9 protein-coding genes are annotated in these 13,965 nt (G+C 37.4%); 8 read left to right on the plus strand and 1 reads right to left on the minus strand.

The genetic code is table 11. The annotated features are described in order from the left end of the window. Nucleotides 1–32 precede the first annotated feature (32 nt). The 8 genes from rplL to rpoC all read left to right on the plus strand — a co-directional run bounded on the left by rplL (nucleotide 33) and on the right by rpoC (nucleotide 13,182). Complete coding sequence (gene rplL, locus HMPREF2758_RS04375; RefSeq protein ID WP_070609338.1) at nucleotides 33–407, plus strand: 50S ribosomal protein L7/L12; 375 nt, start codon at nucleotides 33–35, stop codon at nucleotides 405–407. Between the two features lie 131 nt (nucleotides 408–538). Beyond that, nucleotides 539–1,243: a response regulator transcription factor gene (locus HMPREF2758_RS04380; RefSeq protein ID WP_070609339.1), complete on the plus strand. Its 705-nt coding sequence runs from the start codon at nucleotides 539–541 to the stop codon at nucleotides 1,241–1,243. Next, nucleotides 1,236–2,504, plus strand: a complete 1,269-nt coding sequence (locus HMPREF2758_RS04385) for a sensor histidine kinase (protein WP_070609341.1) — start codon at nucleotides 1,236–1,238, stop codon at nucleotides 2,502–2,504. Before HMPREF2758_RS04380 ends, HMPREF2758_RS04385 begins: the two co-directional genes overlap by 8 nt. 114 nt (nucleotides 2,505–2,618) lie before the next feature. Beyond that, nucleotides 2,619–3,677, plus strand: coding sequence for a hypothetical protein (locus HMPREF2758_RS04390; protein WP_070609343.1), 1,059 nt, complete (start codon nucleotides 2,619–2,621; stop codon nucleotides 3,675–3,677). A gap of 23 nt (nucleotides 3,678–3,700) precedes the next feature. Further along, complete coding sequence (locus tag HMPREF2758_RS04395; protein WP_070609346.1) at nucleotides 3,701–4,780, plus strand: hypothetical protein; 1,080 nt, start codon at nucleotides 3,701–3,703, stop codon at nucleotides 4,778–4,780. Nucleotides 4,781–4,901: 121 nt separating this feature from the next. Continuing rightward, a complete protein-coding gene (locus HMPREF2758_RS04400) occupies nucleotides 4,902–5,528 on the plus strand; it encodes a class I SAM-dependent methyltransferase (RefSeq protein ID WP_070609348.1) in 627 nt (208 codons plus the stop codon). Nucleotides 5,529–5,841: 313 nt separating this feature from the next. Next, on the plus strand, nucleotides 5,842–9,438 hold the full coding sequence (locus HMPREF2758_RS04405; protein WP_070609353.1) for a DNA-directed RNA polymerase subunit beta: 3,597 nt from the start codon (nucleotides 5,842–5,844) through the stop codon (nucleotides 9,436–9,438). A gap of 81 nt (nucleotides 9,439–9,519) precedes the next feature. Continuing rightward, complete coding sequence (gene rpoC, locus HMPREF2758_RS04410) at nucleotides 9,520–13,182, plus strand: DNA-directed RNA polymerase subunit beta' (RefSeq protein ID WP_070609350.1); 3,663 nt, start codon at nucleotides 9,520–9,522, stop codon at nucleotides 13,180–13,182. Between the two features lie 38 nt (nucleotides 13,183–13,220). Here the strand turns inward: rpoC and HMPREF2758_RS04415 are convergent, their stop codons facing one another. Further along, nucleotides 13,221–13,886, minus strand: coding sequence for a prepilin peptidase (locus HMPREF2758_RS04415; RefSeq protein WP_070609352.1), 666 nt, complete (start codon nucleotides 13,884–13,886; stop codon nucleotides 13,221–13,223). Nucleotides 13,887–13,965: the final 79 nt, after the last annotated feature.

Here is a 13,965-nt window from a genome sequence, read left to right on the forward strand (position 1 = left end):
AATATTATTAAATTATTTGGAGGAAATTTATTATGGCATTAAATATTGAACAAATTATTGAAGATATCAAAGCTGCTACAGTTGTTGAATTAAACGACTTAGTTAAAGCAATTGAAGATGAATTCGGCGTTTCTGCAGCTGCTCCTGTAGCTGTTGCTGCTGGACCTGCTGCTGGTGGAGCAGAAGAAGCTGAAAAAACTGAATTTGATGTAGTTTTAGCTTCTGCAGGTGATGCAAAGATTAAAGTGATTAAAGTGGTTCGTGAAGCAACTGGTTTAGGCTTGAAAGAAGCTAAAGAATTAGTTGATAACGCTCCTAAAGCTGTTAAAGAAGGCGTTTCTAAAGAAGAAGCAGAAGAACTTAAAGCTAAAATTGAAGAAGTTGGCGGACAAGTCGAAGTTAAGTAATCTTCATATAATTATGAAAGATCCAGTTAAACTTTTAACTGGGTCTTTTTTGTTTTGTTGGGTAGTCATTAATAATTTATTTACTTGATTTTTGAGGTATAATAGATTTGACAAAGGAGGGGGAGTAAGTAATGGTAAAAATTTTAATTGCTGATGATGATAAAGAAATTTTAGATCTTTTATCGATCTATATGAAAAATGAAGGATATGAATGTTTATTAGCCAATGATGGGATAGAAGCAATTCATTTAATTGAAAACCATTCAGATATCAATTTATGCTTATTAGATATTATGATGCCTGAAAAATCTGGGATGGAAGTACTAGATTACTTACGTAAAAAAGGTCTTGAATATCCAGTAATTTTTATTTCTGCTAATCAAGGGCAGACTGATAAAATATCTGGTCTATTAGCTGGAGCAGATGATTATGTGACCAAACCATTTCAACCTTTAGAAGTTGTAGCACGTGTTAAAGGAATGCTAAGACGTCAGTCAATTTATCAATCAGGTAATAAGTTGGATGTAAATAAGGATAGAATAGATTTGGGGTCTATTATTATCGATCGACGCAATCATTCAGTGGTTAATAGTGATCAAGAAGAAATAAAATTAACCGTAATTGAGTTTGATATTCTTTATCTTATGGCAAGTCATAGAGGTCACGTTTTTTCTGCTGATGATATAATGCAGGCAGTTTGGCAAGATAGCTCTGTTTCCTCTACAAAAACGGTAATGGTACATGTTTCTAACTTAAGAAATAAGTTAGAGGAGGCGACTCGAGGAGAAAAAATAATTCAAACTGTTTGGGGTGTAGGATATAAGATCAATGAATAAATATTTATCAGAAAAATGGCTGCAATTAAAAAAGGAACCTAAATCTGAGCTCACTTTTTCAGAAAAATTAGAATTTGCTCTAGAGGTTCTTATCTATGCAGGGACAATTTCCTTTATTTTTTTAATTATTTATTTTTTGTATCAATTATTTTTAGTATTTTGGATTGATACCATGAATATATCAATTAAGTCAGTTTTGTATGACTATCCTGTTTTATATACGATTTATAATCACAGTAATCAAATTTTGATTATAATTTATTTGCTCGTTTTAGTCATTGTTTTATTTTGGATTGTTCGAAAAAATAGAACGACCCGCCGGTTGGCTAGTATACGCAAGTATATATCTCGAATGGCTCAGGGTGATTATCAATTGAGGATCCCTGATCAGGAGATGGGGGATTATCAGAATTTATCACAAGATGTTAATACTTTGATGGATTCAATTAATCAAGCATTTTTACAACGGAATGAGAGTGAAAAAAGTAAGGATGAATTGATTAATAATATTAGTCACGATATAAGAACTCCTTTAACATCAATTATGGGTTATTTAAATTTGATTCAAGATAAGAAAGACTTGACTGATGAACAACTTAAGGAATATATTGACCTAGTTTATGCTAAATGCCAAAATTTAAAAGGTTTGCTTGATGATTTGTTTGTATATACTTCTTCGCAGGATAGTACGGCACGAATGGATTTTCAATTTATCCCTTTAAATTTTTTCTTAGAGCAAATCCAAGCAGATTTTGATTATCAAGCCCAAAAATTAGGGATTGATCTTCAAATAGATGTTAATCCAAGTGATTTAGAAGTTTTGATTGATCCTGAAAAGATTGTTCGAGTCCTTAATAATTTGATCACAAATGCATTTAAATATGGTAAAGGGGCTCGTTATATTCGAATACAAGCAAAAAAAATATCAAATCAAGAGTATGAGTCATTGGTTAAAAGAGAGTCCTTGCATGCTTTAGATAAGGGACAACCCAGCTTTTGGTTAGAGATGGAAGTGGCTAATGATGGTCAGTTATTAGATGAAAAAGAACTTGAAAAAATATTTGAACGCTCGTATCGTTCGGATAAATCCAGAAATTCCAAAGAACCTGGCTCAGGGCTTGGCTTGGCAATTGTAAGAAATATAATTAGGTTACATAAAGGTGATGTTCATGCTTTTGTTCATGATAAGGAGCTTGTATTTCGGATTTTAATTCCGCAGTATCGATCCCGATCTAGTATTGAAAATAAGCTTACTGAATAAGTTACACTTAATTGTTTTAATCATAGAGTCTCTTTGAGTTTATGATTAATAAGTTGAGAATTTAAGAGATTTCTTGTTATAATAAAAGCAATGAATTGCTTAAGGGGAAAACTAATGAAAACTATTCAAAATTTATTAAAAGTATGTAGTTTATTGATGGTGCTTGGGGCTTATACACCTGTAATAAAAGCACAGTCTGATACAGCATATGTACCTAGACCGGCTAAGCCCTCTGAATTAAAGCAGGCTACTCAAGAACAAAGTTCTCTTCAAGAGGGAACATCAACCGAAGAAGAATCTAGTATCACATCTTCAGTCACTTCTCAACAGACTCAAACGGTTGAAGATACTCAAAATAAGACTAAAGAACCACTTTTTGAGAATGATGTAACGATTTATACATTAAATGAATTTTCAAGTGAAAAAGATTTAAAGGATTTTAAATCTTACCTTGATAAACAAGCAGCCGTAAAGGGTCAGATTAATTTAGAAGATGTATCTAAGGAAGGTCGTTTTTTATTGGCTGCTAGCTATACAGATCAAGCAGATAAAGAGACTCAAGCGATTATTTTATATCTGCCATTTTCTTATGATAGTAAGGCTGAGGCACAAAAAATGATTGATGAACAGTTAAAGATCTATCCGGATCTCTTCTTCGCTGGGGAAGTCGTTGAAAACAACGGATCTTACGATGTTGCCTTTGGCATTCGAAGTGGCGTCAATACTCAAGCTTTTTCAAATGATGTGGCTGATAAGAAGTTATTTTATAATCAATTGCGAACAACTTATTATTATCAATATCCTGAAGGACAGGAAGATCCCTATCAATCCGCGATAGAAACAGCGTTCCCTGGACAATTTGACTTTAAAACAAAGGCTGAGTCAGGTCAGGTAAAAGTGGAAATGAGTCAATTAAGTATGACTAGTCTTCAAAATGCTGAACCGTCTGAAAATGAGGGATCTAAGGGCATTCTTCAAAAGGCGATTACCTTTGTTCAAAATATTTGGAATATGATCTTAAAGTCATTCAACCAATTGGTAAATAGTGTGAGTCAGTCTAGCCTATTAACTAGCTTAGGATTGAGTGAAAGTTCGGCACCCTATGTAGTCGCAGCATTATTGGTAGGCCTTGTTTTAATTGGTTTATTACTTATTGTGATTGCAAAACGATAAATTATTGAAGAGGAGAAAATTTGATGAAAAAAACACTAAGTATTTTATTAGCATCTGCTTTACTTTTGAGTCATCTTACAACGGTATTAGCAACAGATGATAGTCAAAACAATCCAGAAGGAACAGAGGCTCCAACTACTGGCTCCACAACACCAACTGGAGATCAGAATACCGGAGACCAAACAACGGGGGATTCAAGTAAAGAAAATCAAGAATCCAGTCAGCAAAATGATAAGGGTAACTCCGAAGGAGAGAGCAAAGAGGAACCAGAGTCAAATAGCGCTGTCTCTGAAAACGAGGGATCAACGGGCGATAAGACCGATCAAAACAATAATAATTCAGGTTCGAATACGCCACCAGTAACCCCTTCAGTACCAAGACCGACCAATCCTTCAAATTACCATCCAGTAACACCGACTGTTCCAACAGACAGTCAAGAAGTGACTCATAATTCAGAAGAAACGACTCAAGAAGAAGGGGAAGTAGAGTCTTCGATTAATCTACTAGAAGGCGATTTTGTGACTTTCCATGCAAATATCTTTACTTCGGAAGCCGAAGCTGATCATTTTATGGAATTAATTGATCAAGATCCTGCGACAAAAGATCGTTTTGTGGCAGAAAAGGAAGTTGTTAGTGAAGATTTTGTCATTGTTAAAGTGACTTATGCAGAAGAAGTTGAAGAAGCTGGTCGTTTTATTATCTTCTATGTGGCCAGTGAATTCGAAACCCAAGAGGAAGCTCAACAATATTTAGATCATAACCTAAGAATTTATCCGGATATTTTTAATGCGGGTCAGGTTTTGGAATTAGAACAAGGATATGATGTTATTTTTGGTATACGACCAAAAGCAGATACTCAAGCATTAACTTATGATGAAGAAAGTTTTGAAATTGAATATAAGGCTGATCGTTTAGCTTATACGTATACTGTTGATGCTGATCCAGTAACTGGGGAATTCAATGATGAGATCCAAAAGGCAGTGACAGAAGCATTTCCGGATACTTTTGAATTTAGTCAAGTCGAGTTAGATAGTGGAAGAATCGAAGTAACAATGACACCGATTATAAAAGATCAACCAGAGGAAACAACTCAGCAAGAATAGCAATCAAATTTAGAGGTTGGACAAGTTAGGCTCCAGCCTCTAATGTTTTAATGATGTTAGATGTTACTATTAAAAAGTAGAAAAGGTCAAAGGATCGAGTCAAGAAGAAAGTAGGTAGCTTATGTCTGAACATTATTTTTCTGCTTCTCCACATTCTAAAGAGAATACTCAGTTGATTACAACTCGTATTGGGTCTTTTGAGATGGAATTTCTAACAGATGCGGGTGTTTTCTCAAAACATCGAGTGGACTTTGGTTCGCGTGTGTTAGTTGAAAGTTTTTTAGACTCCATAGATTATAAAGTTTTCAAAGGAGAATCAATCAAGGTTCTTGAATTAGGATCTGGCTATGGGCCAATTATTCTTTCTTTGGCGAAAGCTCTTCCATCAGCGAAATTAAGCGGATTAGAGCTTAATCAAAGGGCAGTGGCATTATCGATTCAAAATGCTTTCTTAAATCATGTGACGAATGTGTCTTTTGAATCGATGGACGTCTGTCAGTTGAATTTAACGGAAAATTATGACCTGATCTTTACAAATCCACCCATTCGAGCTGGAAAGCAAGTAGTTCATACTTTTGTTGATAAAGCAATCAATGGGTTAAAAAAAGGAGGCCAGCTGTGGTTGGTTATCCAAAAGAAACAAGGGGCTCCTTCTTTGGTTAGTTACATGAAAGAGCAGTTTAGTCAGGTTGAGCGGGTTAACCTAGAAAAAGGTTATTGGGTAATAAAGGCTGAAAAAAGTAATTAGTTCGTAGAAGGAGTCTTGACTTTTTTCTATAAACAAGTATAATATATGTCGCAATACGTGGCAGTAAAATAAGAAATCTGGGTCGAAATATTGTCCGATCAAAGATTTTAATGAAAAATAAAGCAAAAGATGAGGTTGAAACAGACCATTGAATATCTTTTGTCTTTTTTTTGCCTAAAAAAGCCTAAAAAAATGACATGTAACATAATCTTAATAGTTTGTCATAGGAAATTAACATTGTGTTTATCAAGGTAAAAGGCGGACGTTTGCGGAATAAATAAGAGGGGTGAACAGCGTGTATCATCATCATCACATGGTTCAATATGGCACAAAGGCTCAAAGACGTTCTTATGCACGAATTGACGAAGTGCTAGAAATTCCAGATTTGATTGAGATTCAAACAAATTCTTATCAATGGTTCTTAGATGAAGGTTTGAAGAATATGTTGGAAGATATTTCACCAATTATCGACCACAGCGAAAAACTACAATTATATTTTCATGATTATTCTTTCCAAGAACCTAAATATACAGTAGAAGAAGCACGAGCACATGATGCTAATTATTCAAGACCGATTTATGTTAATTTAAGATTGGTTAATCAAGAAACGGGTGAAGTGAAGGAACAGGAAGTTTTCTTCGGTGATTTACCGATCATGACGGACATGGGAACGTTTATTATTAATGGGGCTGAACGGGTTATTGTTTCGCAGTTAGTTCGTTCACCAGGTGTTTATTTCCATGATAAAGTGGATAAAAAGGCAAGACACACCTATACGTCAACAGTTATTCCTAATCGTGGAGCTTGGCTAGAATTTGAAACGGATGCGAAAGGTATTTCCTATGTACGGATTGATCGGACACGTAAGTTGCCGATTACAGCTATGATGCGAGCTTTAGGTTTTGGGGAAGACGATGAAATAGTGGATATTCTGTCTGAAACTCAATTATTGAATGATACTTTAATTAAGGATGTTCATAAAAATATTGCTGATTCGCGAGTCGAAGAAGCCTTGAAAGATATTTATGAGCGACTACGTCCAGGAGAACCTAAAACAGCAGAATCCTCGCGGAATTTATTGAACGCACGTTTCTTCGATCCACGTCGTTATGACTTAGCAGAAGTAGGGCGTTACAAGATTAATAAAAAGCTAGATCTCACTAAGCGGTTAGCTGGATTGACTTTAGCGGAAACTTTGGCAGATCCAGATACAGGTGAGGTTATTTTACAAGAAGGTACTGAATTAACGGCTGATAGTCTTGCAATCTTAAGGCCTCATCTTGAGAATGGCTTAAATGTCTTTACTTATACTCCATCACCTGAAGGAGTGGTTGGTGAACCCGTTGATCTTCAAGTAATTAAAGTTTATTCGCCAATTGATCCAGAAAGAGTCATTAATATTGTAGGTAATGCTAACCTCGAAAAGGTTTATCATTTAACACCAGCAGACATCATTGCTTCCATGAACTATTATTTATTATTAGATGAAAAAATTGGAACCACGGATGATATTGATCACCTAGGTAATCGTCGTATTCGTTCGGTAGGAGAATTATTACAGACACAGTTTAGAATTGGTTTGTCGCGTATGGAACGAGTAGTTAAAGAGAGAATGTCTTTACAGGATGTTTCGACAATGACCCCTCAGCAATTAATAAATATTCGTCCAGTTGTAGCAGCGATCAAGGAATTCTTTGGATCTTCTCAATTGTCACAATTTATGGATCAAACCAATCCATTGAGTGAGTTAACGAATAAGCGACGTCTATCCGCTTTAGGTCCAGGTGGTTTAACGAGAGATCGTGCGGGTTATGAAGTGCGAGATGTTCACTATTCTCACTACGGCCGCATGTGTCCAATTGAGACTCCAGAAGGGCCTAACATTGGACTAATCAACTCCTTATCAACTTTTGCAAAAATTAATAAGTATGGATTCATTGAAACCCCTTATCGAAAGGTAGATAAAGAAGCACAAGTTGTTACGGAAGAAATCGAATATTTATCAGCGGATGAAGAAGATCTATACACTATCGCACAAGCAAACTCGCCATTGAATGATGATGGTTCTTTTGCTAGCGAAACCGTTATGGCTCGTTTTAAAGATCAAAACTTAGAGGTAAAAGTATCAACCGTTGATTATATGGACGTATCGCCAAAACAAGTAGTTGCTGTTGCGACAGCACATATCCCATTCTTAGAAAATGATGACTCTAACCGGGCTCTGATGGGAGCGAACATGCAGCGTCAGGCTGTTCCGTTAATTAATCCTCAATCGCCGATTGTTGGTACAGGGATTGAGTATAAAGCAGCTCATGACTCTGGAGCAGCTTTAACCTGTAAGCGTGGCGGACGGGTTGTCTATGTGGATGCTAATCGCGTAGATATTCAGTTAGAAGATGGTTCGATTGATCAATATCGTTTAACTAAGTTCGCAAGATCCAACGCGGGAACTTGTTACAATCAACGACCTATTGTTAAGTTGGGCGAAGAGGTGGCGGATAAGGAAATCCTAGCAGATGGTCCTTCGATGCAGAACGGAGAAATGGCTCTAGGACAAAATCCTTTAGTCGCCTTTATGACTTGGGACGGTTATAACTATGAGGACGCGGTAATTATGTCTGAACGCTTGGTTAAAGATGATGTTTATACCTCGATTCATATTGAAGAATATGAGTCAGAATCACGAGATACTAAGTTAGGTCCTGAGGAAATTACTCGTGAGATTCCAAACGTAGGTGAAGATGCCCTTAAATATTTAGATAAAGATGGAATTATCACCGTGGGAGCTGAAGTTCGTGATGGGGATATTCTAGTTGGTAAAGTGACACCAAAAGGAATGACCGAATTGTCGGCTGAAGAACGCCTGCTACATGCTATTTTTGGTGAAAAAGCGAGAGAGGTTCGAGATACTTCCTTACGAGTACCTCACGGTGGTGGCGGAATTGTTCATGATGTTAAGATCTTTACACGGGAAAATGGCGATGAACTTTCACCAGGTGTTAATAAGCTAGTGCGTGTTTATATTGTTCAAAAACGTAAGATTCAGGTAGGAGATAAGATGGCTGGGCGGCACGGAAATAAAGGGGTTGTCTCTTTAATCTTGCCAGAAGAAGATATGCCATTCTTACCAGATGGGACACCTGTCGATATTATGTTAAATCCTTTAGGGGTTCCTTCACGGATGAATATTGGACAAGTTTTTGAATTGCATCTAGGAATGGCTGGTCGTCAGCTCGGATTAAAGATGGCAACACCAGTCTTTGATGGAGCTAGAGAAGAAGACGTTTGGGATACAGTGAAAGAAGCAGGCTTAGATCATGATGCTAAGACGATTCTTTATGATGGACGTACAGGTCAGCCTTTTGATCGTAAGGTTTCCGTAGGTGTTATGTACATGATGAAATTAGCACACATGGTCGATGATAAATTGCATGCTCGTTCAACTGGACCTTACTCTCTAGTAACCCAACAACCACTAGGAGGAAAAGCTCAATTTGGTGGACAAAGGTTTGGAGAGATGGAAGTCTGGGCATTAGAAGCGTATGGAGCTTCCTACACCCTTCAAGAAATTCTGACTTATAAGTCAGATGACGTGGTGGGTCGTGTGAAGACCTATGAATCAATTGTTAAGGGAGAGGCTATCCCACAACCTGGTGTACCAGAATCCTTCAGGGTTTTAGTTAAGGAATTACAAGCTTTAGCTCTAGACCTTAAAGTCCTAGATCAAGCTGGAGAAGAAATCGAATTACTTGATGACGAAGATGAACAAGATGTGATTAATTACAATGCTTTGGATCGTTATAAAGAAGATCAAAAGGCGGCTGACAGTATGAATCAAGATCAGGAAGATAGTAGAGATAATGAAGAGCCTGTGATTGAAAGCAGCAATTCGGCTGGTGAAGAGTTATAGAACATTGGTGTTGTATAAGAAGGATAAGACAGATAGAAGTAGATAGAGTGATTCAAGCCAATCAAGAAGGAGGTCGGCCCTTTGATAGATGTAAATAAATTTGACTCCATGGAAATTGGACTCGCATCCCCAGAAAAGATCCGGTCATGGTCATATGGAGAAGTCAAAAAACCAGAAACAATTAATTATCGAACTTTAAAGCCTGAAAAAGACGGGTTGTTCTGCGAACGAATTTTTGGTCCTACTAAGGATTGGGAATGTGCTTGTGGTAAGTTAAAACGAGTAAGATATAAAGGGCGTGTGTGTGATCGATGTGGCGTCGAAGTAACCCGTGCTAAAGTTAGACGTGAGAGAATGGGGCATATTGAGTTGGCTGCCCCCGTCACTCATGTATGGTATTTTAAAGGAATCCCAAGTCGTATCGGACTAATCTTGGATATGAGTCCGAGACTTTTAGAAGAAGTCATTTACTTTGCTTCATATATTGTGATAGATGCAGGCGATACCGACTTGGAAGTTAAATCATTGTTAACAGAAAGTCAGTATCGTGAGAAGAAAAGAGAGTATGGTAATCGTTTCTATGCAAAAATGGGTGCAGAGGCGATTAAAGAGTTGCTTCAATCGGTAGATGTGGCAGAAGAAGTAGCCGTTTTAAGAGAAGAGTTGAAGACTGCAAAAGGTCAAAAAAGAACGCGAGCTATTCGTCGTTTAGATATCCTTAATGCCTTTTTAGAGTCTGGTAATAAACCAGAATGGATGGTACTCGATGTTTTACCTGTTATTCCACCCGATTTACGGCCGATGGTTCAATTAGAAGGGGGTCGTTTTGCGACTTCTGACTTAAATGACTTATACCGTCGTGTAATTAATCGTAATAATCGACTTAAACGGTTATTAGATTTAGGAGCACCAAGCATTATTGTTCAAAACGAAAAACGGATGCTTCAAGAAGCTGTTGACGCGTTGATCGATAATGGCCGTCGCGGAAGAGCGGTAACAGGGCCAGGTAATCGTCCACTTAAATCGCTATCGCATATGTTAAAAGGTAAGCAAGGACGCTTCCGTCAAAACTTGCTAGGTAAGCGGGTAGATTATTCAGGTCGTTCAGTTATCGTAGTAGGACCTTCCTTGAAAATGTATCAATGTGGAGTTCCAAAGGAAATGGCTATTGAATTGTTTAAGCCATTTGTGATGAAAGAATTAGTTGAGCGCGAAATTGCTAGCAATGTAAAAAATGCTAAGCGAATGATTGAGACGCAAAATGATGCAATTTGGCCCGTTATTGAAGAAGTGATTCAGGAACATCCGGTTTTACTTAACCGCGCACCTACCCTGCACCGTTTAGGAATTCAAGCCTTCGAACCTGTGCTAGTAGAGGGGAAGGCAATACGTTTACATCCGTTGGCTTGTGAAGCGTATAATGCCGACTTCGATGGGGACCAAATGGCAATTCATGTGCCTTTATCTGAAGAGGCCCAAGCAGAAGCACGCTTATTGATGCTGGGCGCGCACCACATCTTAAATCCAAAAGATGGAAAACCAGTAGTAACCCCTTCACAAGATATGGTTTTGGGGAATTATTATTTAACCATTGAAGAGGCTGGTCGTGTTGGAGAAGGGATGATTTTAAGTTCGGTTTCTGAAGCAGAAACAGCTTATGAAAATGGTTATGTTCATCTTCATACTCGGGTTGCAATTCCAGCTAAGAATTTAAAAGACAAACCGTTTACAGATTGGCAAAAAGAAAGAATGATGGTTACAACTGTCGGTAAATTATTCTTTAATCAAATTATGCCTGACAGTTTCCCTTACTTAAATGAGCCTTCCAATGAGAACTTAACTAATAAGACTCCCGATAAGTACTTCTTAGAACCGGGAACTAACGTACCAGAGGCGATAGCAGCGATGGATACGGTAGCGCCATTTAAGAAAAAAGACCTTGGAAAGATTATTGCCGAAGTCTTTAAACGATTTAAAGTTACCGAGACATCTAATATGCTCGACAAATTAAAAAATCTTGGTTATAAATACTCGACTCGCTCTGGTATTACGGTGGGTGTTGCCGATGTATTGAGACTTGAATCAAAACCTGAAATTCTTGAAAAAGCCCACAGTCGTGTAGATGATATTACCAAGATGCGTCGTAGAGGGCTTTTAACGGAAGACGAACGTTATCAACAAGTTATTCGCACTTGGGAAGAAGCTAAAGATCATATTCAAAAGGATCTACAAGACAGCCTACCAAGATTGAATCCAATCTTTATGATGTCAGACTCAGGAGCTCGTGGTAACATTTCTAACTTTACTCAGCTAGCTGGTATGCGTGGTAACATGGCTGCACCTTCTGGAAAGATCATTGAATTGCCGATTACCTCTAACTTCCGTGAGGGTCTCAATGTTATGGAGATGTTTATTTCAACTCACGGAGCTAGAAAAGGAATGACGGATACGGCTTTGAAGACGGCTGACTCAGGATACTTAACTCGTCGGTTGGTTGATGTTGCTCAAGATGTCATTATTCGTGAAGAAGACTGTGGAACAGATCGTGGTGTAGAAATCCGTGAAATATCTGATGGTAATTCGATCATTGAATCACTAGAAGAAAGGTTACAAGGACGATATGCGCATAAGACAGTTTTCCATCCTGAAACAGGTGAAGTACTCGTAAATGCGAATGAATTTATTAGCGATGAAAAAGCAGCTATGATTGTGAATGCAGGCGTTAAATCCGTGACGATTCGTTCAGTATTTACTTGTAATACGGATCATGGTGTATGTAAACATTGTTATGGACGAAACTTGGCAACGGGTGATGAAGTAGAGGTTGGCGAAGCTGTCGGAACAATTGCAGCTCAGTCAATCGGTGAGCCGGGTACTCAATTAACTATGAGAACGTTCCATACGGGTGGTGTTGCTGGTGGTGGAGATATCACTCAAGGTTTACCACGGATTCAGGAAATTTTTGAAGCTAGAATTCCTAAGGGTCAAGCAACGATTACTGAAGTTGCAGGAACGGTCACTTCCATTGAAGAAAAATCCAGTGAACGTCTAAAAGAAATTACTGTCTCAGGTAAAACAGATGAACGTAGTTATAAAGTTCCATATAAAGCACGTCTAAAAGTAGCCGAAGGGGATTATGTTGAAAGAGGTCAGGCTTTAACTGAAGGTTCGATTGATCCGAAAGAATTATTAGCTGTCACTGATGTACTAACTGTAGAAAAATATTTGATGCGTGAAGTACAATCAGTTTATCGTGGACAAGGGGTAGAAATTGGTGACAAGCACGTTGAAGTAATGGTTCGACAAATGCTTCGAAAAGTTAGAGTGATGGATCCTGGATCCACACAGATTTTACCAGGAGCATTAATGGATATTGCAGACTTTGCCAAAGCCAATAAGGAAACAGTAACAATTGGTGAAACGCCAGCTACTGCACGTCCGGTATTACTGGGAATTACGAAGGCAGCTTTGGAAACAAAATCATTTATTTCTGCTGCATCCTTCCAAGAAACAACAAGGGTCTTAACAGATGCTGCAATCCGTGGAGATAGAGATTATCTAATTGGATTGAAAGAAAATGTGATTATTGGTAAATTAATTCCAGCAGGTACAGGTATGTCCTATTATCGTGATTTAGGAATTAAAACGGAAATGGATACTAAACCACAACCTGTCCCAGAAGAAGGAAATCAAGAAGATCCAGATGAAGAAAGCAATCAAGAAGAACCCCAACAAATGAAATAAGCGTTTAAAAAGCCCACAGAATTGAAAGTTCTGTGGGCTTAATTTAATAGTTGCCATAAAATTATAAAAGAAAGAATTAAAAATGGGATGAATGGAATAATTCGCAATTTATTCAAAAAGGCGTAGAGAAGTCCTGAAGAGGCAGCTAAAAAAATGAACAGAGGAAAAGAAGTGATTGGTAGAAATAGGCAGCTGATAAAAATGAATTTAATATCTGCTCCTCCAATAACCTGGTGAAAAAAAGAAAAAAGACCGATAAAGATCAAGAGAAGAACAAGAAGAGTCGAATATGAAATAACATGATACTGTTGGTTATAGAACACACCTAAAATAAAAAATATAAGAAACAAGAAATCAGGTACCCACCTTTGCGAAAAATCATAGCAAACCATAAAGAAGAAAATTGAAAAAAGACTGACAGAAAATAGAAGATGGTTTAAATCAAAAAGAATAAGAAATAAGATACCAGCGAATAATTCGGTATAGAAATAATGAATAGATATTGGGGAACGGCAGTAACGACATTTTCCTTGATTTGTAATATAAGAAATAACAGGCCATAAATCATAGATACCCAATGTATGATGACAATGATCGCAAGTTGATCGTCTCTTCAACAACCACTCAAAAGAATTTCTGTGAGAAAACATACAGAAAAGAAAAGAGCCTAAGACTGCTCCGAAATATGCAATTAGTAGATGCACTTAAATCACCTCATATACAAGATATAAAAATAAGCTAAAAATGCGTTAAAAGTGTTGACAAGCAGAGTGGATCCATGCT

Source organism: Facklamia sp. HMSC062C11 (genome assembly GCF_001810675.1).
Taxonomy (GTDB): Bacteria; Bacillota; Bacilli; order Lactobacillales; family Aerococcaceae; genus Facklamia; species Facklamia hominis.